The organism is Porphyrobacter sp. YT40 (assembly GCF_006542605.1).
Lineage (GTDB): Bacteria > Pseudomonadota > Alphaproteobacteria > Sphingomonadales > Sphingomonadaceae > Erythrobacter.
In genome coordinates, this window is record NZ_CP041222.1 from 664,496 (window position 1) to 688,588 (window position 24,093).

General features: G+C 67.0%; 28 protein-coding genes. 14 read left to right on the forward strand and 14 right to left on the reverse strand.

What is annotated here, in order from left to right; translation table 11 throughout:
- Nucleotides 1–6: 6 nt before the first annotated feature.
- The 7 genes from E2E27_RS03155 to E2E27_RS03185 all read right to left on the reverse strand — a co-directional run bounded on the left by E2E27_RS03155 (nt 7) and on the right by E2E27_RS03185 (nt 4,885).
- Nucleotides 7–468 carry a PTS sugar transporter subunit IIA gene (locus tag E2E27_RS03155; RefSeq protein WP_141457648.1) on the reverse strand — a complete coding sequence of 154 codons (462 nt, stop codon included), beginning with the start codon at nt 466–468 and terminating at the stop codon, nt 7–9.
- A 170-nt stretch (nt 469–638) separates the two neighbouring features.
- Nucleotides 639–1,205: a ribosome hibernation-promoting factor, HPF/YfiA family gene (hpf, locus tag E2E27_RS03160; protein ID WP_141457649.1), complete on the reverse strand. Its 567-nt coding sequence runs from the start codon at nt 1,203–1,205 to the stop codon at nt 639–641.
- A 61-nt stretch (nt 1,206–1,266) separates the two neighbouring features.
- Nucleotides 1,267–1,971: a DNA polymerase III subunit epsilon gene (gene dnaQ, locus E2E27_RS03165; protein ID WP_141457650.1), complete on the reverse strand. Its 705-nt coding sequence runs from the start codon at nt 1,969–1,971 to the stop codon at nt 1,267–1,269.
- A 49-nt stretch (nt 1,972–2,020) separates the two neighbouring features.
- Nucleotides 2,021–2,605: a dephospho-CoA kinase gene (gene coaE, locus E2E27_RS03170; protein WP_141457651.1), complete on the reverse strand. Its 585-nt coding sequence runs from the start codon at nt 2,603–2,605 to the stop codon at nt 2,021–2,023.
- Nucleotides 2,602–3,459, reverse strand: a complete 858-nt coding sequence (gene aroE, locus E2E27_RS03175) for a shikimate dehydrogenase (RefSeq protein WP_141457652.1) — start codon at nt 3,457–3,459, stop codon at nt 2,602–2,604. The genes coaE and aroE overlap by 4 nt, the downstream gene beginning before the upstream one ends.
- Nucleotides 3,456–4,043, reverse strand: a complete 588-nt coding sequence (locus E2E27_RS03180; protein WP_141457653.1) for a Maf family protein — start codon at nt 4,041–4,043, stop codon at nt 3,456–3,458. Before E2E27_RS03180 ends, aroE begins: the two co-directional genes overlap by 4 nt.
- Nucleotides 4,040–4,885, reverse strand: coding sequence for a pyruvate, water dikinase regulatory protein (locus tag E2E27_RS03185; protein WP_141457654.1), 846 nt, complete (start codon nt 4,883–4,885; stop codon nt 4,040–4,042). Before E2E27_RS03185 ends, E2E27_RS03180 begins: the two co-directional genes overlap by 4 nt.
- A gap of 316 nt (nt 4,886–5,201) precedes the next feature.
- On the opposite strand from E2E27_RS03185, the gene hemE reads away from it, so the two are divergent.
- From hemE to E2E27_RS03215, 6 genes are all read left to right on the forward strand, one after another.
- On the forward strand, nt 5,202–6,218 hold the full coding sequence (gene hemE / locus E2E27_RS03190; RefSeq protein ID WP_141457655.1) for a uroporphyrinogen decarboxylase: 1,017 nt from the start codon (nt 5,202–5,204) through the stop codon (nt 6,216–6,218).
- A 4-nt stretch (nt 6,219–6,222) separates the two neighbouring features.
- Entirely contained in the window at nt 6,223–6,666 is a 444-nt protein-coding gene (locus E2E27_RS03195; RefSeq protein ID WP_141457656.1) for a CopD family protein, read from the forward strand.
- Nucleotides 6,667–6,871: 205 nt separating this feature from the next.
- Nucleotides 6,872–8,137, forward strand: coding sequence for a transcription termination factor Rho (gene rho, locus E2E27_RS03200; RefSeq protein ID WP_141457657.1), 1,266 nt, complete (start codon nt 6,872–6,874; stop codon nt 8,135–8,137).
- Between the two features lie 64 nt (nt 8,138–8,201).
- Nucleotides 8,202–8,594 carry a BLUF domain-containing protein gene (locus tag E2E27_RS03205; RefSeq protein ID WP_181443537.1) on the forward strand — a complete coding sequence of 131 codons (393 nt, stop codon included), beginning with the start codon at nt 8,202–8,204 and terminating at the stop codon, nt 8,592–8,594.
- Nucleotides 8,595–8,606: 12 nt separating this feature from the next.
- Nucleotides 8,607–9,137, forward strand: coding sequence for an AAA family ATPase (locus tag E2E27_RS03210; RefSeq protein ID WP_141457659.1), 531 nt, complete (start codon nt 8,607–8,609; stop codon nt 9,135–9,137).
- An 84-nt stretch (nt 9,138–9,221) separates the two neighbouring features.
- Nucleotides 9,222–9,680, forward strand: coding sequence for a BLUF domain-containing protein (locus E2E27_RS03215; protein ID WP_181443538.1), 459 nt, complete (start codon nt 9,222–9,224; stop codon nt 9,678–9,680).
- On the opposite strand, the gene E2E27_RS03220 is transcribed toward E2E27_RS03215, so the two are convergent.
- The 3 genes from E2E27_RS03220 to E2E27_RS03230 are packed head-to-tail and all read right to left on the reverse strand — an operon-like array spanning nt 9,628 to nt 11,371.
- Entirely contained in the window at nt 9,628–10,029 is a 402-nt protein-coding gene (locus tag E2E27_RS03220; RefSeq protein WP_502705547.1) for a nuclear transport factor 2 family protein, read from the reverse strand. The two genes, E2E27_RS03215 and E2E27_RS03220, sit on opposite strands and share 53 nt — an antisense overlap.
- A gap of 11 nt (nt 10,030–10,040) precedes the next feature.
- Nucleotides 10,041–10,676, reverse strand: a complete 636-nt coding sequence (locus tag E2E27_RS03225) for a hypothetical protein (protein WP_141457662.1) — start codon at nt 10,674–10,676, stop codon at nt 10,041–10,043.
- A complete protein-coding gene (locus E2E27_RS03230; RefSeq protein ID WP_141457663.1) occupies nt 10,673–11,371 on the reverse strand; it encodes a dienelactone hydrolase family protein in 699 nt (232 codons plus the stop codon). The genes E2E27_RS03225 and E2E27_RS03230 overlap by 4 nt, the downstream gene beginning before the upstream one ends.
- Nucleotides 11,372–11,472: 101 nt before the next feature.
- Between E2E27_RS03230 and E2E27_RS03235 the strand changes: the two genes are divergently transcribed.
- The 6 genes from E2E27_RS03235 (at nt 11,473) to E2E27_RS03260 (ending at nt 17,400) form a co-directional block, all read left to right on the forward strand.
- Nucleotides 11,473–11,730 (forward strand): DUF6489 family protein, encoded by a 258-nt coding sequence (locus tag E2E27_RS03235; protein ID WP_141457664.1) that lies wholly within the window; start codon nt 11,473–11,475, stop codon nt 11,728–11,730.
- 4 nt (nt 11,731–11,734) lie between these two features.
- Nucleotides 11,735–13,018, forward strand: a complete 1,284-nt coding sequence (gene mnmE / locus E2E27_RS03240; protein WP_141457665.1) for a tRNA uridine-5-carboxymethylaminomethyl(34) synthesis GTPase MnmE — start codon at nt 11,735–11,737, stop codon at nt 13,016–13,018.
- Between the two features lie 130 nt (nt 13,019–13,148).
- Entirely contained in the window at nt 13,149–14,999 is a 1,851-nt protein-coding gene (gene mnmG, locus E2E27_RS03245) for a tRNA uridine-5-carboxymethylaminomethyl(34) synthesis enzyme MnmG (protein ID WP_141457666.1), read from the forward strand.
- On the forward strand, nt 14,996–15,622 hold the full coding sequence (rsmG, locus tag E2E27_RS03250) for a 16S rRNA (guanine(527)-N(7))-methyltransferase RsmG (protein WP_141457667.1): 627 nt from the start codon (nt 14,996–14,998) through the stop codon (nt 15,620–15,622). Before mnmG ends, rsmG begins: the two co-directional genes overlap by 4 nt.
- A gap of 45 nt (nt 15,623–15,667) precedes the next feature.
- Complete coding sequence (locus tag E2E27_RS03255; protein WP_141457668.1) at nt 15,668–16,444, forward strand: ParA family protein; 777 nt, start codon at nt 15,668–15,670, stop codon at nt 16,442–16,444.
- A gap of 26 nt (nt 16,445–16,470) precedes the next feature.
- Complete coding sequence (locus E2E27_RS03260; protein ID WP_234036167.1) at nt 16,471–17,400, forward strand: ParB/RepB/Spo0J family partition protein; 930 nt, start codon at nt 16,471–16,473, stop codon at nt 17,398–17,400.
- 95 nt (nt 17,401–17,495) lie between these two features.
- Here E2E27_RS03260 and E2E27_RS03265 read toward each other — a convergent pair whose 3' ends face one another.
- Nucleotides 17,496–18,353: a hypothetical protein gene (locus E2E27_RS03265; protein WP_141457670.1), complete on the reverse strand. Its 858-nt coding sequence runs from the start codon at nt 18,351–18,353 to the stop codon at nt 17,496–17,498.
- Nucleotides 18,354–18,481: 128 nt separating this feature from the next.
- Nucleotides 18,482–18,982, reverse strand: coding sequence for a free L-methionine (R)-S-oxide reductase MsrC (msrC, locus tag E2E27_RS03270; protein WP_141457671.1), 501 nt, complete (start codon nt 18,980–18,982; stop codon nt 18,482–18,484).
- Between the two features lie 59 nt (nt 18,983–19,041).
- Here msrC and E2E27_RS03275 point away from each other — a divergent pair, with 59 nt between their 5' ends.
- A complete protein-coding gene (locus E2E27_RS03275) occupies nt 19,042–20,520 on the forward strand; it encodes a PQQ-dependent sugar dehydrogenase (protein ID WP_141457672.1) in 1,479 nt (492 codons plus the stop codon).
- Here the strand turns inward: E2E27_RS03275 and E2E27_RS03280 are convergent.
- A complete protein-coding gene (locus E2E27_RS03280) occupies nt 20,517–21,341 on the reverse strand; it encodes a DUF815 domain-containing protein (protein WP_141457673.1) in 825 nt (274 codons plus the stop codon). The genes E2E27_RS03275 and E2E27_RS03280 overlap by 4 nt on opposite strands.
- A gap of 1 nt (nt 21,342) precedes the next feature.
- The gene (locus E2E27_RS03285; protein WP_141457674.1) at nt 21,343–23,085 is read right to left on the reverse strand and encodes an acyl-CoA dehydrogenase family protein; all 1,743 of its coding nucleotides are present in this window, start codon (nt 23,083–23,085) and stop codon (nt 21,343–21,345) included.
- 73 nt (nt 23,086–23,158) lie between these two features.
- Here E2E27_RS03285 and E2E27_RS03290 point away from each other — a divergent pair, with 73 nt between their 5' ends.
- A complete protein-coding gene (locus tag E2E27_RS03290; protein ID WP_141457675.1) occupies nt 23,159–24,088 on the forward strand; it encodes an L-threonylcarbamoyladenylate synthase in 930 nt (309 codons plus the stop codon).
- Nucleotides 24,089–24,093: the final 5 nt, after the last annotated feature.

Here is a 24,093-nt window from a genome sequence, read left to right on the forward strand (position 1 = left end):
GGAGAATCAGGCCGCGTCGCGCAGGAACTGGTTGGTCAGCAGCGCATAGGCGGCCTCGGTATCGGGCGCATCGGCGAGCATCTGGAGCATCGCCTCGTCCCGCGTCAGGCGCGAAATCGCGGCGAGCGCGTGCAGATGCGTCGCCCCGGCATTCTCGGGCGAAACCAGCCCGCAGATCAGCGAGACCGGGCGCGAATCCGCGGCGGCAAAATCGATCGGCGTTTCCAGCCGGATCAGCGCGAGGCTGGGGCGGCGCACATCCTTGCAGCGGCAATGCGGGATCGCCACCCCGCGCCCGAAGCCGGTGCTGCCCAGCGCTTCGCGCGCTTCGAGGTTTTCGAGCACCTCGTCCGCGTTCACCCCATAGGCTGCGGCCAGCACTTCGGCCGTCCGCTGGAGCACCTTGGGCTTGGAATCGAGCCGGGCGAAGGCAATCGCCTGCGGGGAAAGAGCCAGGTTGACGTCCATTATTCAACGAATCCCGATTGAACTCACGCCCCCCTTGGCAGGTGGCGAAAAACCGAACCGGTCATGCTGTCAGAAGCATCGCCGGGCCGGGGCGGTAGCCCCTCCTGCTGCCGCCGTGTTTTGCCCTCTGTAAGATCGCCCCGCCCTCAAGGCAGTGGCGAGCCCCGGGCCTATTTCGGCTCGACCCAACCGATCGAGCCATCGGCGCGCCTGTAGACCATATTATGCCGTCCGGTGCCAGCATTTTTGAAAAACAGCGCCCCGGTGTTCCTGAGGTCCAGCATCATCACCGCATCCGCGACGCTGGCGGTGGGGATGTCGACGCGGGTTTCGGCGATCACCAGCGGCGCGTCGGTGGCGACTTCCTCTTCCTCGTCCTCCTCGACCGCGAAGATGGTGTAGGCGGCTTCTTCCTCGCCGCGGGCGTGATCGGCCTGTTCGTGACGGTCGGTGAGGCGGCGCTTGTAGCGGCGCAGCTGCTTTTCGATCTTGCCCACCGCTTCGTCGAAGGCAACGTGCGCGTCGTGCGCCGAGCCCTGCGCCTTGAGGATCAGGCCCTGCATCACATGGGTGACGATATCGCAGCTGAAGGCGCCCGCCGGGGCCTTGCCGAAGGTCACGTGACTCGACAGCGCGCGATCGAAATACTTGTCGACGACCGCGCCGAGGCGGTCGGCGGCGTGTTCCTGCAAGGCTGCGCCGGTGTCCATCTGGTGGCCCGAAATCCGAATATCCATGAGGCAAAGTCCTCCCGATGAGGTTGAGGATCGAAGGGGGTGGGCGAGGGCCGCGCGGGTTTCAGCGGGTCCAGATCGCGTCGGCGATCCCGGCGATGAAGGCGCGGTGACGTTCCAGCTCCTCCGGGCTGGCAACATGAGGGCGGGGTTCCCGCCGCGGCTTGTCGGCGGGCGGACGGTGCCAGGGCATGTTGCCCGGCTTCGGTGCGGCGCTATCGGCCCCAGAGTCGATCGGGCTGAGGCCGAGGCCGATCTGGCGGCCCCCGGTCAGCTCGACATAGACCTGCGCCAGCAATTCGGCATCGAGCAGCGCGCCGTGCTTGACCCGGTGACTCCGGTCGATCCCGTAGCGGGTGCACAGCGCATCGAGACTGAGCTTGGCACCGGGGTGCTTCTTGCGGGCGAGCGCGACGGTATCGACCATCCGCTCCATGCTTATGGGTTCGCGGCCCGCCAGCTCCAGCTCGTTGTTGAGGAAGCCGAAGTCGAACCCGGCATTGTGCGCCACCAGCGGCGCATCGCCCAGAAAGGCGAGCAATTCGTCGGCGCTTTCGGCGAATTTCGGCTTGGTCGCGAGGAAGGCGGCGCTGAGGCCGTGCACCCGCTCGGCCTCGACCGGCATGTCGCGTTCGGGGTTGAAATAGGCGTGGAAGGTGCGCCCGGTCTCGACCCGGCCGACCATTTCGATGCAGCCGATTTCCACCATGCGGTCCCCGGTCTTGGGATCGAGCCCGGTGGTTTCGGTGTCGAAAATGATCTCACGCATTTGCCGGACTATCTGCCCAAGTTCGGGCAGTTGCAAGCGCCGGATTCGATCAAAGTGACGCAATCAGCGCGGCAACCTGCGCGCGGGTTTCTGCGAGCGTGGTGCCGGTGTCGATGACGTGATCGGCGCGCGCGCGTTTTTCGGAATCGTGGAGTTGCAGGCCGTAGATATGCTCGAATTTCTCGCGCGTCATGCCGGGGCGGGCGAGCACGCGGGCGCGCTGCACGTCCTCGGGGGCGGAGACGACGACGATCATGTCCACCGCCTCGTGCCCGCCCTTTTCGAGCAGCAGCGGAATGTCGAACACCACGGCGCGCTTGTCGGCGTTGGCTTCGAGGAAGGCGGCGCGCTTGGCGGCGACCGCCGGATGCACGATGGCTTCGAGCCGGGCGAGGGCGGCTGTGTCGGCAAAGACCTGATGGCCCAGCCGGTCGCGGTCGACCCCCTCGGGGCCGGTCGATCCGGGGAAGGCGGCCTCGATTGCGGGGAGGAGTTCGCCCCCCGGCCCCTGCATCGCGCGCACCTCGGCATCGGCGTCGAACACGGGGATTCCTTCTTCCGCAAACATCGCTGCGACGGTGGATTTGCCCATGCCGATTGAGCCGGTGAGACCGATGATCTTTGGGCGGGTCATTGAGTGAGGATCGCGCGCAGTTCGGCGTCGTGCTCGCGCGGGGCGGGTTGGCCGAAGAATTTCTCGAAAGCGACCGCGGCCTGGCCGATCAGCATGGCGAGCCCGTCGATGGTGCGGTGGCCCCGCTCCCGTGCGGCTTGCAGGAAGGCGGTGTCGCGCGGGGCGGTGACGATGTCGTAGGCGATGCTCCCCGGCGGAGCATGGCTCCAGTCGAAGGGCAGGGGGGGCTGGCCGGTCATCCCGAGGCTCGAGGCGTTGACGACGAGATCGCAGCACCCCTCGCGGTCGTCGAAGGCGAAGTCGGTGGGGTCGGCGAAGTGCGCGAGGTCGATGGCGTGGTGCTCGCCTTGCGGGGCGAGTTCATCGAGCAGCGCGCGCGCCTTGGCGGGATCGCGACCCGCCACCACCAGCGTGAAGCCGTGCCCCGCCAGCGCGGCGATGATCGCGCGCGCCGCGCCCCCGGTGCCGAGGATGCGCGCCATGCGGAAATAATGCGTCCGGGCGAGATCCGCGCCGAGCGGTTCGAGGAACCCGGCCGCGTCGGTGTTGGTGCCGGCGAGCGCTCCCTCGCCCAGCGGCAGGATCGTGTTGACCGCGCCGATGCTGTCAGCGGGCGGATCGATCCGGCCCAGCAGCGGCATCACCGCCTGCTTGTGCGGCATGGTGACATTGCACCCGCGCCAGAGCGGGTCTTCGCGGCGGCTGGCGAGATAGTCGGCGAAGTCGTCGGGCCGCACATGGCAGGCGCGATAATCGGCCTCGATCCCGAGCTTCCCGAGCCAGAAGCCGTGGATCAGCGGCGACTTGGACTGCGCGATGGGGTCGCCGATCACCTCAGCATAAGGACGGGTCATGCCAGCAGCACCCCTTCCTCGCGCAGCGCGCCGAGCAGGGGGAGCAGCGGCATTCCGAGCACGGTGAACTGGTCGCCCTCGATTGTCTCGAACAGCTGCGCCCCCGGCCCCTCGATCCGAAACGCGCCGACGGTGTGGCCGATTTCCGGCCATTCGAGGTCGAGGTAATGTTCGATGAAATCGTCCGACAATGCGCGCACGTGCAGCCGGGCGAGGGCGGCGTGGCTCCACTCGCAGCCAGAGTCGCGCACCAGCGCGGCGGCGGAGTGGAGTTCCATTACCCGCCCCGAGAAGAACCGCAGATGTTCGCCTGCCTCCTCCCGGCTCGCGGGCTTGTCGAACCGGCGGCCATTGCAGACCACCAGCGAGTCCGAGCCAAGCACCAGCGCTTGCGGATTGCCCTCCGCCACCGCCGCCGCCTTGGCGACCGCGAGCGCTTCGGCGACTTCGGACGGCGCGGCGCCCTCCAGCCCGGCCTCGACCGCGCGTTCGTCGATATCGGCGGGGATGCTGCGATAGGCCACGCCCGCGGCATCGAGCATTGCCCGGCGCGAGGCGCTCTTGCTGGCGAGGATCAGAGTCATATCGGCTTCCCCACCCCGCCTTCGCTGGCCGGTTTGCGGTCGCGCTCCTGCGCCAGCCGGATGATCGCCGCGGCGGTCTCCTCGATCGATCGGCGGGTAACGTCGATCACCGGCCAGCCGTGATCGGCAAACATCCGCCGCGCGAACAGCAGCTCTTCCTTGACCCGGTCGTTGTCGACATAGTCGGTGGCGGTCGCCTCGTTGAGCGACAGCAGCCGGTTGCGGCGGATCTGCACCAGCCGTTCGGGGCTCGTCGTCAGCCCCACCACCAGCGGGTGGCGCAACCCGAACAGCGCCTTGGGCGGCGGGCTTTCCACCACCAGCGGAATATTGGCGACCTTGTAGCCGCGATTGGCAAGGTAGATGCTCGTCGGCGTCTTGGACGAACGCGAGACGCCCGCGAGCACGATGTCGGCCTCCTCCCAGTCCTCGTGCGCAAGGCCATCGTCGTGGGCGATGGTGTACTGGATCGCATCGACGCGCTTGAAGTAGCTCTCGTCCATCATGTGCTGGCGGCCGGGGCGACCATGCGCCTCCTGCCCGAGCTGGGCTTCCAGCGCGGCGGTGACCTGATCGAGCACCGGCACCGCAGGCAGGCCCAGATGGCGGCAATGCTCCTCCAGCCGCTTCCTCGTTTCGGGATTCACCAGCGTGTAGAACACCAGCCCCGGATGCGCGGCGAGATCGGGTACGATCCGGTCGAGATGCTGGAGCGAGCGCACCATCGGCCAGAAATGCCGGTTCACCGCCGGGTTGTCGAACTGCGCCAGCGCCGCCTTTGCGATCATTTCCAGCGTCTCGCCGGTCGAATCAGATACAAGGTGGAGATTGAGCTGGTTCATCACCCGGCGCGCCTGTGGACAGAAACGCGCATAAACCACGGGAGGGCGGGGTGGACAAGCTGGGGAGCGGTTTTCATGCCCGCTGCCGGCCTTTTCCTCGGGGTATTTGCCCACACGGGACAAGTTTGGTCGACAGGCTGTGAAGAGTGGGGATAAAGCCAGCTTGACGTCCAATCCATGCGGATTCGGTGGGGGCATGAGTCACGCGGGATGCGTGGGGGTAACCGGGCAAGCGCCGGTAATTCCCGCTATCCACAGGGCCAACAGACTCCATCAATCCTTTTATAATTTGATTTGTTTTGTTCTAAGGAACCCTATGCCCGGTCCGCTTCTCGATACGCTCAAAGGTGTCCGTCAGGACGTCGCTCCCGTCTGGCTCATGCGGCAGGCGGGGCGCTATCTGCCTGAATACCGTGAACTTCGTGCCGAAAAGGGCGGGTTTCTGGAACTGGTTTACGACAGCGAGGCCGCGGCCGAGATCACCGTGCAGCCGATCCGGCGCTTCGGGTTCGATGGGGCGATCCTGTTCTCCGACATCCTGATCGTGCCGCACGCGATGGGGCAGGGGCTGACCTTTCAGGCGGGTGAAGGCCCGCATCTTTCGCCGACGCTGCTCGAGGTGGAGCTGGACAGCTTCACCCCCGCGGTCGAGCGATTCGAGCCGGTTTACGAGACCGTGCGCCGCACCCGCGCCATGATCGGCGAGAATGTGACGATGCTCGGCTTTGCGGGGAGCCCCTGGACGGTCGCGACCTACATGATCGCGGGCGAAGGCTCCAAGGATCACCACGCGGCGCGGCTGCTGGCCTATCGCGATGCAGGCCGGATGCAGGCGATCATCGACGCGATCGTGGATGTCTCGGTGACCTATCTGCGCGGCCAGATCGATGCGGGCGCCGAAGCGGTGCAGCTGTTCGACAGCTGGGCCGGAAGCCTTGCCCCCGACCAGTTCGAGAAGTGGGTGATTGCGCCCAACGCCGCGATCACCGCGCAGCTCAAGCAGAGCCACCCCGATACCCCGGTGATCGGCTTTCCCAAGGGCGCGGGCGCGAAGCTGCCCGCCTATGCGCGCGAGACGGGGGTGGACGCGGTCGGCCTCGACGAAACGCTCGATCCGGTCTGGGCGCATCAGAGCCTGCCTGCCGGAATGCCGGTGCAGGGTAATTTCGATCCGCTGCTCTTGGAAGCGGGCGGTCCGGCGCTGGCGGCGCGGGTGAGGACCATCATTGATGCTTTCGAGGATCGCCCGCACGTTTTCAATCTCGGCCACGGGATCGGGCAGTTCACCCCGATTTCGCACGTCGAGGAATTGCTCGCCGCGCTGAGAGGTTAGACAGATGAAAGCGCTGCTTCTGGATATCTACCTGTTCCTCAAGTCGGGGCATGTGATCTTCATGGTGTTCTGGCTGGCGGGGCTGTTCATGCTGCCGCGCCAGTGCATCTACATGCTCGACCACCAACCGGGCTCGGCAGGCGAGGCCAAGTGGGCGACCCGGATGGGCAAGCTGCGGAAAATCATCCTCACGCCTGCGCTGATCATCGTCTGGGTGCTGGGGCTGACGATGGCCTATGGCGGCGGGTGGTTCAGCTCCGGCTGGCTCCACGCCAAGCTGACGCTGGTGCTGGTGCTGACCGGCTATCACGGCTGGCTGGTCGCCCAGACCAAGAAAATGGCCCGGGGAGAGCGTCCGCTGACCGAGGGCACCTTGCGGATGATCGGCGAAGTGCCCGGCCTGCTGCTGATCGTGATCGTGCTGCTGGTCTATCTCAAGCCGTTCTGAGGCGTGCGGGGGGGGCTGCAATCACCGATTGACCTCGCCTCTGCGCGCTCCTATTTCCAACCCACCTATCCGGTAGCGGAGCGGCGCAATGCCCTCCGACAGGTCTGCTTTCTCCAAGCCCAGCCCCTCGTCCAACCGGGGCACCTCTTTCCCCAAGAGGCACTGACCATCCGGCCACTCATCTGAACTTTCGGAAACGACACACATGCATCTCAAGGACCTCAAGCGAAAGACCCCGGCCGAACTGGTCGCGATGGCGGAAGAACTCGGCGTCGAGGGCGCCTCGACCATGCGGCGGCAGGATCTGCTGTTCAGCATCCTGCGCGAACTGGCCGAGGACGAGGAATACGAAGAAAAGATCATGGGCATCGGCACCATCGAGGTGCTGCAGGACGGCTTCGGCTTCCTGCGCAGCCCCGAGGCGAATTACCTCGCCGGGCCGGACGATATCTATGTCTCGCCCAACCAGGTGAGGAAGTGGGGCCTGCGCACCGGCGACACGGTCGAAGGCGAGATCCGCGCCCCGCGCGATGGCGAGCGCTATTTTGCGCTGACCAGCCTCGCCAAGGTCAATTTCGACGATCCGGACGCGGTCCGCCTGCGCACCAATTTCGACAACCTCACCCCGCTCTATCCCGACCAGAAGCTGAGCCTCGACACGCTCGACCCGACGGTGAAGGACAAGAGCGCGCGGGTGATCGACATCATCGCGCCGCAGGGCAAGGGCCAGCGCGCGCTGATCGTCGCCCCGCCGCGCACGGGTAAGACCGTGCTGCTGCAGAACATCGCCAAGGCGATCACCGACAACCATCCGGAAGTGTTCCTGATCGTCCTGCTGGTCGACGAACGCCCCGAGGAAGTCACCGACATGCAGCGTTCGGTGAAGGGCGAGGTGATCTCCTCGACCTTCGACGAACCCGCCAACCGCCACGTGCAGGTTGCGGAAATGGTGATCGAAAAGGCCAAGCGCCTGGTCGAACACAAGCATGACGTGGTGATCCTGCTCGACTCCATCACCCGCCTCGGCCGCGCCTACAACACCGTTGTCCCGTCCTCGGGCAAGGTGCTGACCGGTGGTGTGGACGCCAATGCGCTCCAGCGGCCCAAGCGCTTCTTCGGTGCGGCGCGCAATATCGAGGAAGGCGGCAGCCTCTCGATCATCGCCACCGCACTGATCGACACCGGCAGCCGCATGGACGAAGTGATCTTCGAAGAGTTCAAGGGCACCGGCAACAGCGAAATCGTGCTCGACCGCAAGGTCTCCGACAAGCGCATCTTCCCGGCGCTCGATGTCGGCAAGTCCGGCACCCGCAAGGAAGAATTGCTGGTCCAGAAGGACAATCTCAGCAAGATGTGGGTGCTGCGCCGCATCCTGATGCAGATGGGCACCGTAGATGCGATGGAATTCCTGCTCGACAAGATGAAGGATTCCAAGACCAACGAAGACTTCTTTGCCACGATGAATCAATAGCATACCCTGTTCGCGCGGGCTTCGGGATTGGCCCGCGCCGGACAGGCAAGAGGGACGGGATTACGTGCTTAGCCAGTATCTCTACATCAGCACCGCGCCGACCCTGCCGCGCGAGGATGTCGACGCGATCCTCGCCACCAGCGCGCGCAACAACCCCCAGCGGGGCATCACCGGTCTGCTGCTGTTCAACGGCCGCAACTTTCTCCAGCTGCTCGAGGGCGACGAGGGCGAGGTTTCCGAACTGATGCAGACCATCGCCGCCGATCCGCGCCATTCGGGCGTCTCGGTAATCGACCGGCGCAGCATCACTGCGCGCGCCTGCCCGAACTGGGCGATGAAGCGCGTGCTGATTGCCGAAAGCATCGAAACCCGCCGCGACATGCTCGAACGCGACCTGCCCGAGGCGCTCGACCCCGAAGTGCGCAAGATGATCGTCAACTTCGCTGTGCTGAACTAGGAGCCCGGCGGCGTGCGGCACCTCGTCCTGACGGGTGCGCCGGGGGCCGGGAAAACCGCCTTGCTGGAAGCGGCCGCAGCGTCCGGCATGGCAACCTCGCCCGAGGTCGCCCGCGCGCTGTTGCAGCAGCCCGGCGGCATGGCTCTGCGCGAAAATGACCCGCTGGGCTTTGCGCTGACGATGCTGGAGGGCCACCTTGCCGAATATCGCCGCTTCGCCGATCACCCGGGCCCGGTGCTGTTCGATCGCGGCTTCCCCGATGTGGTCGGCTTCCTCGAGATGGCGAACCTCCCGATTCCCGAGGCGGTGGAGAGCGCCTGTCGCACATTGCGCTACGATGGGCCGATCTTCCGCGCCCCCGCCTGGCCCGCGATCTACCGCCAGGATGCCGAACGCATTCAGGATTTTGCCGAGGCCGTCGCCAGTGACAGGGCCGTGAGCGCTGCCTGGCGGCGCTACGGCTACAGCGTGGTGGACCTGCCGCTTGCTTCTGTGGCCGATCGGCTCGCGTTCATTGCAGCGCGCGCTCGCCCTGTGACATAGGGCAATATCCCTAAGCGTCCGGGAGGCTCTGTCAGGCATCGCGGGCCTATGCTGCCGCGTTGTCACAGGACCGAGGGGACCACGGTGCGCAGGATCATTTACCGCAGCACAGCCACGCCGGAACTCGACCGGGCCGAGCTGTTCCGGCTGCTCTATCATGCCCGGGCGAGCAACGAGGCGCGCGGGCTTTCGGGCGTGCTGATGCGCGCCGGGAGCGAGCTGTTGCAGGTGCTCGAAGGCGAAACCTGGAAACTGGTGGCGACGTTCGAGGCGATCCGCCGCGATCCGCGCCATTGTGCGGTCACGGTGATCGACGAACGCTCGATTGACGAGGCGACCTTTGCCGGCTGGCCGATGCGCTATTTCGACGATCACGACATCTGCAAGGCGGTGCAGCAGATGACCGAGAAGGCCGGGGGCTCCCTGCCTCAGACGATCGGCGGTGCGGTCAGCGATTTCTTCGTCGAGGCCTTCGTCGGCTCCGAGACGATCAGCCCTTCGCCGCCTGAAGCTGCGCTGCCATCATCTCCCAGACCTTGTTGATCGCCTTCAAGGGTCGCACCATCACCTTGAAATCGCTGATCTTTCCTGCCTCGTCGAAGCGGATGATATCGACCCCGTTGACGGTGATGCCGTCCATCTCGGTGACGAATTCCAGCATCATCTCGTCGCCGTCCACCAGTTCGCGGACATAGCGGAAGCTTTCATTGCCGAGCGTATGGCTGGCGGCGACGAGATAGGCCATCACGATCGGCTTGCCCACTTGGGGCGTATGCACCACCGGCGAGTGGAACACCGCATCATCGGCCAGCAGATCGGCGAGGAGGGCAGGGTCGCTGCCGCCCTCCATATAGGCGTGCCACCTGGCCAGCCCGGCGTGTGCGTTTCGCATCATTCCCTCCCTCATTCCGCGCCCGGCCACGAGAGTAGATCGTCCCCGCTGGGCGAATTTTCGAGGCTTATCGGGGGACTGCGTTTTCTGGTCTTCGTTTCGCCGACCGAATCGTAGGCATGGTCACCCGCCCCGGCGTTGAGCTTCAGCGTGAGTGTCACGAGATCGCCGGTCAGCAGGTTCCAGCTCGCCTCCCGGCCATCATGCGCGAAGGTGCGGCTGTAGAGCGTCGCATCGAGGCCGATCAGCCGCATTCTATCCATTTGGGTGTCCCAGCGGAAGCGGTGGGTGGACGCGACTGCGGTGGTGCCGCCGGTGACTTCCTCGAACACCAGCACCGCGCCCTTGTCGCTGTCCGTCACCGTCAATTGCGCATCGGTGAGAGGGTAGGGATCAAGTGCGAGCTCTTGGACACCTGTCTGAACGAAGTCGGAGCCGACATACCGGAACTCGACCCGCAGCGTGCGGCTGCCCTCCTTGACCGCCACATAGGCGATATCGGGATTGCCATCGCCATTGAAATCGGCGGCGAGCTGGCTCTCGATCGTCTCACCCGCAGTCAGGTATGGTTCCGGCGGCGCGACCTGCGCGCTGGCGCAGGCCGACACCAGCGCCAGCGCGAGGAAGGCCGTGGCAAGCTGTCTCACCCGAGATGCTCGGCAAAGAACGCCGCCGTCCGCCCGTCGGCGAGGTTGGCGGCGTCCTCGTCGCGGCGCTTGCCGTGTTCGGTGGCGAAGCCGTGGTCGAGGCCCTCGTAGTCGTGCAGCGTCACCTTGGGGTGATCGTCCAGCCCTTCGTGCATCGCGGCCTGTGTTTCACGTGAAACAAATCCGTCCGCGGTGGGGATGTGCAGCATCAACGGATGCGCGATGGCGTGCTTTTCGCCCAGCAAGCCATCGATGCCTACGCCGTAATAGCCGACCGAAGCGTCGATATCGGTGCGCGCCGCGGTCATGTAGGCGAGCCGCCCGCCGAGGCAGTATCCGACGCAGCCGACCTTGGCGACGCCCAGCTCGCGGCGGATGTGGTGGATGGTCGCCTCGATATCGCGGATGCCGGCGTCCTGATCGAACTTGCCCATCAGGTCGAGCGCGGTCTGGAACTCGCTCTCGACATCGGGATCGAGGCTGACTTCGGGCTGGAGCCGCCAGAACAGGTCGGGCGCGACTGCGAGATAGCCCTCGGCGGCGAACTTGTCGCACTTCTGGTGGATGCCGGGGTTCACCCCGAAAATCTCTTGAATGACGAGGATCGCCGCGCGCGGCGTGCCTTCGGGCCGGGCGACATAGGCGCCGAACTGCGCGTCGCCTGCCAGCGTTGCGATGGTGGTGTTGAGGGCCATGGGGGTCTCTCCTGAAACTTGGGGGGTAGGGGCGTGCCAGTGGTCTATCGCTTGCCTTGCCCGCCTGCCAAGCGCAAATGGTGAGAAGAGGAGACGTGCTGATGAAGATCACCATCGAAGTCGATTGCACCCCCGAAGAAGCGCGCAGCTTCCTCGGCCTGCCCGATGTGAGCGCCGCCAACTCGGTCTATGTCGAGAATATCACCAAGGCGATGAAGGGCGTCTCAAACCCCGCGCAGATGGCGGAATATGCGCAGGCGCTGGCACCGATGGGGCAAGTCGGGCTGAAGCTGTTCCAGAGCTTTGTCGAAGGCGGGATGAAGGCGGCGTCTGGCGGCGGAGCAAAGAGCTCCGACTGATCGCATGAGCACGGGTGCGACCATCTTCGCGCTGTCGAGCGGCGCGCCGCCCGCTGGCGTGGGCGTGATCCGGGTGTCGGGGCCGCAAGCGCGCGTGGCGCTGGAGGCGCTGGCGGGAAGGGTGCCGACGCCGCGCCGCGCCTCGCTCGCAAGGTTGCGGGGGGCGGATGGCGCGCTGCTGGATGAGGCGCTGGCGCTGTGGTTTCCCGGGCCGAACACCGCGACGGGGGAGGATCTCGCCGAGTTTCACTGTCACGGGGGGCGGGCGGTGATCGCGGCGGTGGAGGGGGCGCTCGCCGCGCTTCCCGACACGCGCCGCGCCGAGCCGGGCGAATTCACCCGCCGCGCTTTCGCCAATGGTCGCATCGACCTGGCCGAGGCGGAGGGGCTGGGCGATCTGCTCTCCGCCGAGACCGAATTGCAGCGGGCGGCGGCGCTCGCCAATCTCGGCGGCGCGCTGTCGCGGCAGGTCGAGGGCTGGCGCGAACGGGTATTGGGCCTGTCGGCGGAGGTCGAAGGCGTGCTCGATTTCTCTGACGAGGAGGATAGCGCCGATCTCCACGAATGTTTCACGTGGAACATTGCCGCGCTGGCGAGCGAATTGCACGAATGGCTCGCGCGCCCGCGGTCGGAGCGGTTGGGGGAGGGGTATCGGGTGGTGCTTGCCGGGCCACCCAATGCGGGAAAATCAACGCTGTTCAACGCGCTGGTGGAGAGCGAGGCGGCGATCACCTCGCCGATTGCCGGGACGACGCGCGATGTGATCGAACGGCCGGTGGCTATTGCAGGGGTGCCGTTCACCTTCGTCGATACCGCGGGTCTGCGTGCTCCCGGGGAGGACGCGATCGAGGCCATCGGCATTGCCCGCGCCGAGGCGGAGCTGGCGCGCGCCGATCTGGTGCTGTGGCTGGGGCCCGAGGGGGAGGGGCCCGAGGGCGCCTGGGAAATCGCGGCGCAGGCGGATCTGCAGGACTTTGCGCCCAAGGCTGCGGCGCGATTCACCCTCTCGGCTGCGACGGGTGAGGGTGTCGCACCGCTCAAGACCGCGCTAGTGGAAGCCGCTCGCGATGCGCTGCCCAAGCCGGGCGAAGCAGCGCTCAATGCCCGCCAGCACGCGCGCCTGTCCGAAGCCGCCGAGGCGCTGGTGGCTGCGCAGGGGCTATCCGATCCGCTGCTGGTCGCCGAGGAACTGCGCCGCGCGCGCCTCGCCTTCGACCGGCAGATTGGGCGGGCAACGACCGAGGATATGCTCGACACGCTGTTCGGACGCTTCTGCATCGGCAAGTGAAACCGCCTCCAATGTTTCACGTGAAACATTCGGGGTAATTCGCTGCGAATGTTTCACGTGAAACATTGGCGACGCATCTGCTCCGCAAATCCGCTTTGACGATCCCCGCGCCAAAGCCTATCTGCCCGCCATGCATTCCTTCGATGTCCTCGTCATCGGCGGCGGTCACGCCGGGGTGGAGGCTGCCTGCGCGGCGGCCCGCATGGGTGCGCGCACCGGGCTGGTGAGTTTCGACCTCGATGCCATCGGCGCGATGAGCTGCAATCCGGCGATCGGCGGCCTCGGCAAGGGCCATCTGGTGCGCGAGGTCGATGCGCTCGACGGGGTGATCGGCCGCGCGGCGGATGCGGGCGCGATCCATTACCGGATGCTCAACCGCTCGAAGGGCAGCGCCGTCTGGGGCCCGCGCGTGCAGGCCGACCGGGTGCGCTTCAAGGCGGCGGTGCAGGCGATGGTCGCCGCGCAGGAGAACCTGACGCTGGTGCAGGGCGAAGCCGCAGCACTGGTGCTGAAGGGCGGGGCGGTGGCCGGGCTGGAGCTGGCGGACGGCACCGTGCTTCACGCGTCGCGCGTGATCCTGTGCACCGGCACCTTCCTCGGCGGCGTGCTGTTCCGCGGTGAGGAGCGTTTCGAAGGCGGCCGCATCGGCGAGAATGCCGCCAAGCGTCTTGCGCAGCAGCTGCGCGGGGCCGATCTGCCGATGGCGCGGCTGAAGACCGGCACCCCGCCGCGTCTCGACGGGCGCACGATCAACTGGGCGGTGCTGGAGGAGCAACCCTCCGACGGCGAGACCTGGACCATGTCGCCGCTCACGCCGGCACGCATCAACCCGCAGGTCTTCTGCGCCATCACCCGCACCACGCAGGCCGGGCATGACGCAATTCGCGCCAATCTCCATCGCTCACCGCTGTTTTCGGGCGCGATTGCGGCGGCTGGGCCGCGCTACTGCCCCTCGATCGAGGACAAGATTCACCGTTTCGGCGACCGTGAGGGGCATCAGGTGTTCCTCGAGCCCGAGGGGCTGGACACGCACATGGTCTATCCCAACGGCATCAGCACCTCGCTGCCGGTCGATGTGCAGGAGACGGTCGTGCGCACCATGCCGGGGTGTGAGCGCGTCACCATTGTGCAGCCGGGCTATGCGGTGGAATATGACCATATCGATCCGCGCGCGCTGACACCGGATTTGCAGGTGCGCGCGATCCCCGGCCTCTATTGCGCGGGGCAGATCAACGGGACGACCGGCTATGAGGAAGCCGCCGCGCAGGGCCTGGTTGCCGGGCTTGAGGCCGCCGCGGCGGCGCTGGGCAAGGCGGCCCCGGCGCTCGACCGGGCCAATTCCTATATCGCGGTGATGGTCGATGACCTCACTTTGCAGGGCGTGTCCGAGCCCTATCGGATGCTCACCGCCCGCGCCGAATACCGGTTGCGCCTGCGCGCCAACAATGCCGTCACCCGGTTGACGGGGCTTGGCATGGAAGCCGGGTGCATTGGCGAGGAACGTCGGAAGTGGTGGGAACGGCGCGAGGAGATGCGCGAAATGTTTCACGTGAAACATTCGGAGAGGGTTCATGCCCGCGAACTGGCCGATCTCGGCCTTCCCATCCGCCGCGACCATGGTGAGAAAACCATCGCCGAGTGGCTCCGCTATGACGGCGTAACGCCCGAAGCGCTGGCCCCCTGGCTGGCAGAGGCGACCGCGCTCGACCCGTTGCTCGCCGAGGAAATGGCGGAGGATGCCGCCTATGCGCCTTACCTCGCGCGGCAGGATGCCGAGTTGCGTGATCTGCGCGCGAGCGAGGCGCTGCCGCTGCCGGCGGATTTCCCTTATGGCGAGGTTCCGGGTCTCTCGAACGAGATGGTCGAACGCCTGACCAAGGCCGCGCCCGGAACCCTTGCGGCGGCGGGGCGGGTACCCGGCGTGACGCCGGCGGCGCTCTCGGCATTGCTGGTTCACGCGCGGCGCAGGCTCGCGGCATGATCACCACCGAGGAAGACGCCCGCGCCTATGTCGCTGGGCTTACCGATGCCGAGGGAATGGCGCGGATCGAACGCTTCGCCGCGCTGGTGCTCGAAGAAAACCAGCGCCAGAACCTGATCGCCAAGGCCACCGAGCCCCACCTGTGGCAACGCCACATCGCCGATTCGGCGCAGCTGCTCGAAAATGTTTCACGTGAAACATTGGGGCCCAATGCGGGCGGGCCGTGGCTCGATCTCGGCAGCGGGCCGGGCTTTCCGGGGCTGGTGATCGCGGCGCTCTGCCCGAATATGCCGGTGGTGCTGGTGGAGTCGCGGGCGCGGCGTGTGGAGTTCCTCAACACCGCGATCGCCGCGCTGGATCTTCCGAAATGCCGGGTCGAAGGCCAGCGGCTCGAACGGGTCACGCCCTTCGCCGCCCGCGCCATTTCGGCACGCGCCTTCGCGCCGCTCCCCAAGCTTCTCGAACTATCCGCACCCTTCTCCACAAGGCAGACCGCCTATGTGTTGCCCAAGGGGCGTTCGGCGGCGCAGGAGTTGGAGACGCTCAAGCCTTCGATTCGGGCAATGTTTCACGTGAAACATTCCTTGACCGATCCCGACGCGGGAATCATTGTGAAGGCCTGACGCGGATTTCAGCGCGGATCGGCGCGAACAGGACAGGATTCTTCCATGCTGACGATCGCGATTGCCAATCAGAAGGGCGGGGTGGGCAAGACCACCACCGCGATCAACATCGCCACGGCGATGGCGGCGACCGGATGGCGGACGCTGCTGATCGACCTCGATCCGCAGGGCAACGCCTCGACCGGGCTCGGCGTTCATGCCGCCGCGCGCGAGGTTTCGAGCTATGATCTGCTGGTCGACGAAGTGCCGCTCGACAGCGCGATCGTGCCCACCAGCATCCCGCGGCTCGATCTGGTTCCGGCGACGGTCGATCTGTCCGGGGCCGAGGTGGAGCTGGTTGCGGTCGAAGGGCGCACGCACCGGCTCGACACGGCGCTGGCGAACCACAAGGGCCACGACATCTGCTTCATCGACTGCCCGCCCTCGCTGGGCCTGTTGACGCTGAACGCGCTGTGCGCCGCCGATACGCTGCTGGTGCCGCTGCAATGCGAGTTCTTCGCGCTGGAGGGCCTTAGCCAGCTGCTCCAGACGGTCGATCAGGTGCAGCAGCGCTTCAATCCCGATCTCGGGATCATCGGCGTGGCGCTGACCATGTTCGACCGCCGCAACCGCCTGACCGATCAGGTCTCGGACGATGTGCGCGATTGCCTCGGCAAGCTGGTGTTCGAGACGGTGATCCCGCGCAACGTCCGTCTCTCCGAAGCGCCGAGTCACGGACTCCCGGCGTTGATCTACGACCAGCATTGCACCGGCAGCCGCGCCTATATGGCACTCGCGCGCGAATTGATCGGGCGATTTCCCGCAGAAAGACAGGCCGCATGACCGAAAATAGCTCGCAAACCGCTGATATGGCAGCACATTCGCGCGGTGACGACAAGCCGCGGCGGCTCGGTCGCGGGCTGGGCGCGCTGCTGGGCGAGACCCGGCGTGAAGAACCGCTGGTGCGGCGCGAGGAGGCTCCGGCCGAGGCACCCGCCAGCGGCACCTCACCGCTCAGGATGGTGGCTTTGGCGACGATCAAGCCGCTGCCCGGCAACCCGCGCAAGCATTTCGACGAGGCCGCGCTCGAGGAACTCGCGGCCTCGATCGCCACGCGCGGGGTGATTCAGCCGATTATCGTGCGCCCCCATCCGGGCGGTGCGGGTTACGAACTGGTCGCGGGCGAGCGGCGCTGGCGCGCGGCGCAGAAGGCGCGGCTGCACGAGATCCCGGCGCTGGTGCGCGACCTCGATGATCGCGAGGTGATGGCGCTGGCGCTGATCGAGAACCTGCAGCGCGAAGACCTGAGCCCGGTCGAGGAGGCGCGCGCCTATCATCGCCTGTCAGAGCAGGAAGGCATGATCCAGGTCGACATCGCCAAGATGGTCGAAAAGTCGCGCAGCCACGTCGCCAACATGATGCGGCTGATGTCGTTGCCGGGCCGGGTGCTCGAGCTGATCGACGAGGGCAAGCTCTCGATGGGTCACGCCCGCGCGCTGATCGGGCGCGAGGATGCGTTGCATCTCGCCGAGATCGCGGTGGCCGAGGGGCTGTCGGTGCGCGATGTCGAAACGCTCACCCGCAAGCCCGCCAAGCCCCGCGATACGAGCGCCGGAGCATCGCCGCCCGCCGAGAATGCCGATATTGTTGCGGTGCAGCAGCATCTCGAGGAATTCCTCGGCCTCAACGTGCGGATCAAGCCCGAGGGCGACCCGCGCAAGGGGGTGATGACGATCCGCTACACCACGCTCGATCAGCTCGATCTGCTGTGCCAGCGATTGACGGGTGGGGAATTTTAGGACGGTCTCCGCCCTTTCCGACCACAAAAAAGCCCCGCAAGCTCGCCTGAACTTGCGGGGCTTTTTGCACTCCCCTTCAAGGGGTTGCCGATAAATCAGCGCTGCTTGATCATCTTGGGCGAGGGGCGGCGATCGGGGATGATCCGCTCTGCCGGAGCGCGGGGGACATCGTAGCTCTCCTCACGCACGGTCTCGCGGACGACCACCTGCTGCTGCACCTCGGTGCGCACCGGCACCAGCACCATCTGCGGCGGCGGGGCGTAGGTGTAGCCGTAGGAATAGGCCTGCGGGTAGCCGTAGCCATACCCATAGGCCGGGGCCGGATAGGCGATCTCGCGGCTCGCGATGCGCGGGCCCGGCGCCCCATATTGCGAGAGGTAGGCGTCGAGCGCGGCTTCGCAATCATAGCGATCCTCGTCATCGCCATCGAACAGGCTGCCGAGCAATCCGCCGATCAGCCCGCCGCCGCCGACGCCGAGCACGGTGCCGAGCACGCGGTCGCCCACCCCGGCGATCTCGTAACCGGCAAAGCCGCCCGCGATCGCGCCGAGCAATCCGCCGATGATCTTGCCAGTGTCGTCACGGTTCTGGCCGCGGGTGCGGCGCTGGCACTCGGCAATCCACTGGTCACGCTCGAACACGGCGGGGGCATAGCCCATCGCGGCGGCCGGGTAGGCCTGCGGGGCGTAGGCCGGTTGCGGCGCGGCGGGGAGCGGACGGGGCGAATCGATGCGGCGGGTGCGGGTGATGGTCTCCACCCCGTCGATCACCGTCACCGTTTCCTCGGCCTGCGCCATCACCGGCGCGGTGCGATATTCTGCCGGCAGCGAGCGTACTTCGGCCTCGCTCATCGGGGTGAGCGGCGGGAGATCGTCGTAATTCTGCGCCTGCGCCGCCGCCGGAAGGGCGAGCGCGAGCGCGGCGAGCGATACGGTCGGCGAAAGCTTGAACATGGGCATATCCCCCTTGGTCAGCCACAGTCAGCTGATGGTTAGCAAAAGCCTAACACCGCCCGGGCCACTGGCCCAAGCGATGCGTGCTGCGCTGTCCCGATTCGGGAAGGAAGTGAGGGGATTGCGGCTCAGATGCGGTCGGAGAGCATCGCCGCGAGCGCCTCGATGCCGGTCGCATCGGCGGCGTTAAAGCGCGCCGGGCTGGGGCTGTCGAGGTCGATCACCGCGATCACCGCGCCATCGCGCAGCACCGGCACAACCAGTTCGGATTGGCTCGCCGCGTCGCAGGCGATGTGGCCGGGGAAGGCGTGGACATCCTCCACCAGCTGCGTCGCGCCGCTCTTCGCCGCCGTGCCGCACACGCCGGTGCCGAAGGGGATGCGGATACAGGCCGGGCGACCGACGAAGGGCCCGAGCACCAGTTCCTCCCCTGCGCCGTTCTTCGCCGGGGCGACCCGGTAAAATCCCGCCCAGTTGAGATCGGGGAGAAACTCCCACAGGAGCGCGGCGACATTGGCCATGTTGGCGACCGCATCAGGCTCGCCCGCGGTCAGCGCCTCGGCTGCGGCGAGCAGCTCGCGGTAAAGCTCGACGGCGGGGAGCGGGGTGGCGGGCTTGAAGTCATACATTGCGGGCGGGGGCCTTTCGTCGCTTGCCGCAGGGGCGGGCGGGCTGTAACCCGTGCCACATGGCTATTTTTCGCAAGATCGCAATCGTCCTCGTGGTGCTTATCGTCATCGCCGGGGGCACCTTATGGTATCTCGCACAGGGCGATGTCGCCGATCTCTCTGTCGCTGACGTAGCGGGCACCGAACCGGTGCTGCAGGAAGCCGATGCCGAGACCATCCCCACGGTCGAAATCGCCGATCCGGTGGGCTGGCAGCCGAACGAAGCGCCGACCCCGGCCGAGGGGCTGGAGGTGGTGCGCTTTGCCGAGGGGCTCGACCATCCGCGCACGCTCCACACCCTGCCCAATGGCGATGTGCTCGTCAGCCTCACCCGCGCGCCCAATATCGAAAAGCCGGGCGGCGGGATCATGGATTCGATCAAGGGCTGGGTAGAAGGGCTGCTGATGGGCAAGGCCGGGGCGACCGGCGTGTCGCCCAACCAGATCGTGCTGCTGCGCGATGCCGATGGCGACGGGCGGGCCGAAACCAAGAAGGTGATTCGCGAAGAGGGCCTCGATTCGCCTTCGGGGCTCGCTTGGCAGGATGGCGTGCTCTACGTCGCCAATCACAACGCCGTGCTCGCCTTCGACTACGCGCTCGGCGCCGATGCGGTGACGGGCGCGCCGCGCAAGCTGATGGATCTTGCCCCGGGCGGCGGGCACTGGATGCGCAACCTCGAACTCTCGCCCGATGGGACGCAGCTCTATGTCGCGGTCGGATCGGTCAGCAATATCGGCGACAACGGGATGGAGGTCGAAAAGGGGCGGGCGATGATCTGGGAATACGATCTCGCCAAGGGTCGCGCGCGCCAATACGGGGCGGGGCTGCGCAATCCCAACGGGATGGATTTCAGCCCCTGGACCGGCGAGCTGTGGACCACGGTGAACGAGCGCGACATGCTCGGCAGCGATCTGGTGCCCGATTACCTCACCAATGTCCCCGTGGGCGCACAGTATGGCTGGCCCTGGGTCTATTACCGCACCAATATCGACCGCCGGGTCGATGCGCCGATGCCGCGCTTTCTGATGGAATATGTGCGGAAGCCCGAATATGCGCTCGGCCCGCACGTGGCGGCGCTGGGGATGGTGTTCTCGAAGGAGGGCGACCGGATGGGCAGCGGCTTCGGCGGCGGGGTCTTCATCGCGCGGCACGGATCGTGGAACCGCAAGCCCCCCTCGGGCTATGACGTGGTGTTCGTCGACTTCGACGATCTCGGCAACCCGGTGGGCAAGCCCAAGCCGGTGCTGACCGGGTTCCTGACCGGCAACGGGACGACGCGCGGGCGGCCGACCTGGGTCGAATGGGCGGGTGACGGGTCGCTGCTGGTGTCGGACGATACCGCCGGGATCATCTGGCGCGTGCGCTCGCCCTCCGCCGCGCCCGCTGCCGCGATCGCGCGGCTGACCGGCCCCTCGCTCGAGCCGACCGAGTTGCGCGATCCGCGCGCCGATTTCGAGGCCGATTACCTGCGCAAGCAGGCGGGGCAGAAGGTCAACTAGAGGCTCTTACCCGCCCGCCCAGCAAGTTCTGTGGCGAATTGCAGCGCGGTGCGGCCTGACCGGTTGCCGCGCTGTATGGCGAAAGCCATTGCCTCCTCAGGGTCGAAGCCGAGGCCGAGCGGGGCGGTGTAGCCTTCCACAATGGCGAGATAGGTGTCCTTGTCCGCCGGGTGGAAGCCCAGCGTCAGCCCGAAACGGTCGGCCAGCGCCAGCGCATCGTCGCGCTCGTCGCGCTCATGGATCGCCGCCGAGGTATCCTCCCGCGCAAGGATGCCGCGCCGGTTGGCGGTCACGGCGAGGCGGATATGCGACGGGCGCGGCGCGATCCCGCCGTCGAGCAGGCTTCTGAGCGCGAGCATCTCCGCCCGCCCGTCCGCGCCGAAGCCGAGATCGTCGATGAAGAGCAGGAAAGCGCGCTCCACGCCCGCCAGTTCGGCGATCAGCGCGGGAAAGCTGGGGAGCGTGCCGGGGGCGACTTGGACCAGCGCGAGCGATGCCGGATCGTCCCGCTGCACATCGGCCACGCAGGCGCGCACCAGCGCCGATTTCCCCATCCCGCGCGCGCCCCAAAGGAGCGCGTCATGCGCCGCAGCACCCTCGGCAAGCCGGGCGCACAAGTTGCGCAGCGCGACTTTCTGTGCCTCGATTCCGTGGAGCGCTTCCAAGGGCAGGGCATCGAGCACCGGAACGCTGCGCGCGCGCTCGCCCTCCCACAGATAGGCGGGCGCGGCGTGCCAATCGGTCGGCGGCGGAGGGGGCGGGGCAAGCCGATCGAGCGCGGCGGCGATTCGCGCCAGAGGCTCGCGGTCGCCGCCGGTCATGTCAGCTCACCAGCGCTTCAGCGGGGAGGGCGTAGAGCAAATCGGCTCCGGCAGTGGCGGAGGCTTCGAGCCCGGCGGCTTCGGGCACGATCCGGTCGAGGAAGAAGCGCACCGTCACCGGCTTGATTTCGGCGAGTTCGGGCGCTGCGCCCGCGGCCACCGCTTCGACCTGTTTCATGAGCTGCCACCCGGCGACGCAGACTGCGGCCATGGTGCAGAAGGGCACGGAGCCAGCCAGACGATCATCGAGACTCGCCTCGTCCTGCATCCATAGGGCAACGCGGAAACAATCGCGGGCCAGAGCGGACAGCGCCGGTTCCTCGCTGGCTTCGCGTGCGATGGTATCGAACAGGGCGAAGATCGCCTCGCCGCCCTCAAGGCCCAGCTTGCGGGTGACGAGGTCGGCGGCCTGAATGCCGTTGGTGCCTTCGTAGATCGGCGCGATGCGCGAATCGCGCCAGTGCTGGGCGGCGCCGGTTTCCTCGACGAAGCCCATGCCACCGTGGATCTGGATGCCGAGCCCGGCGACTTCGACGCCGATATCGGTGCCCCAGGCCTTGATCAGCGGCACCACGATCTCGCCGCGCGCCCGCGCCTCAGCGTCGCCGAGATTGCCGCGATCGACCTGCCCCGCGCAGTAATAGAGTAGCGCCCGCGCGCCCTCGGTCAGCGCCTTCATGCGCAGGATCATGCGCCGCACGTCGGGATGCTCGATGATGGCGACGGCGGTCTTGTCGGGCGATCCGGCGCGCGCGGACTGGATGCGGTCGCGGGCATAGGCGAGTGCCTGCTGCGTCGCCCGCTCGCCGATCTGCACGCCCTGATTGCCGACATTGATGCGCGCATTGTTCATCATCGTGAACATCGCGGCGAGCCCCTTGTTGGGCGCGCCGACCAGCTCGCCGATGCATTCGCCATTGTCGCCGTAGGAAATGACGCAGGTGGGCGAGGCGTTGATGCCGAGCTTGTGTTCGAGGGATACGCAGCGCAGGTCGTTCTTCGGGCCGAGGCTGCCATCGGCGTTCACATGATACTTGGGCACCACGAAAAGGCTGATCCCGCGCGATCCCTCGGGCGCGCCGGGGAGCCTCGCCAGCACGAGATGGATGATGTTGGACGCGAGGTCATGCTCGCCCCACGTAATATAGATCTTCTGGCCGGTGATCCGGTACTTGCCCGCGTGTTCGCCGTCCTCAATCGGTTCGGCGGTGCTCCGCAGCGCGCCGACATCGCTTCCGGCGGCGGGTTCGGTGAGGTTCATCGTCCCCGACCACTCGCCGCTGACGAGTTTGGGCAGATACATCGTCTGCTGGGCGGGGGAGCCGTGGTGCTCGAGCGCCTCGATCGCGCCGACGCTCAGCATCGGCAGCAGGGTGAAGGCCATGTTGGCCGCGCCGAGGTTCTCCAGCACGTTGCAGGCGAGGGTGAAGGGCAGGCCTTGACCGCCATGCGCGACCGGGGAAGCGATGGCGTTCCAGCCCTGCTCGACATAGGCCTGATAGGCCGCCTCGAACCCTTCGGGCAGGCGCACCACGCCGTTCTCAAGCTTTGCGCCCTCCAGATCGCCCTTGCGGTTAAGCGGCGCGAATTCCCCCGCCGCGAACTGCCCGACGCCTTCGACGATCGCTTCGACGAGATCGGGTTCGGCATGGGCGAAGCGTTCGCTCTCCGCCAGTTCCGCGATCCCGGCATTGACGCGGATGGCGAGCAGCTGGTCGGCGGTCGGCGGGGTAAAGGGGGTCACGATGCGGAGTCCTTCGGGTGGTGTGGGAGGCTGCGCTCTTGGCAGGGCGGGGGTTTGAATATAGCGCCGGGGCATGAGCGGCAAGAACGTTACGGAAGTGCGGCTGGCGGATGCCGAAGGGATCGCGGCGGCGGCGCGCATCCTCGAATCGGGCGGGCTGGTGGCGGTGCCGACCGAGACGGTCTACGGCCTCGCCGCGCGCGCCGACAGCGCCGAGGCGGTGGCGCGGATCTATGCCGCCAAGGGCCGCCCGGATTTCAACCCGCTGATCGTCCATGTGGCAGGGCTCGCGCAGGCGGAGCGCTATGCCGAATTCTCGCCCGAAGCCCGCGCGCTCGCCGCAGCGCATTGGCCCGGCCCGTTGACAATGGTGCTGCCGCGCCGCCCTGACGCCGGGCTGGCCGCAGCCGTAACCGCCGGGCTCCCCACCGTCGCCCTGCGCGCGCCCGCCCATCCGGTGATGCAGGCCTTGCTGGAGGCCTGCGGCTTTCCGCTCGCTGCGCCTTCGGCCAACCGTTCGGGCTTCATCAGCCCGACTTGCGCCGACCATGTCCTCGCCTCGCTCGACGGGCGGATCGACATGGTGCTCGATGGCGGAGCGACCAGCGCGGGGGTGGAATCCACCATCGTTGCCGTGCGCGCCGATGGCAGCGTCGAGGAACTGCGCCCTGGCCCGCTGGCGGTGGGCAGGCTGGGCGGCGGTGCCGGGATCGAAGCCCCGGGCCAGCTCGCCAGCCACTATGCGCCGGGCAAGCCCGTGCGGCTGAACGCCGAGTGGGCCGAGCCGGACGAGTTCCTGATCGGTTTCGGCGCGGTGGGGGGCGATACAACCCTGTCGGCAAACGGCAATCTGGCCGAAGCCGCCTCCCGCCTCTACGCCGCTCTGCACGAAGCCGCCCGCGCTCCGCAGCCGCGCATCGCGGTCGCGCCGGTGCCGGAGGAGGGCGTGGGCCGCGCGATCAACGACCGGTTGCGGCGGGCCGCGGCCCCTCCCGACGCCTGATCCGC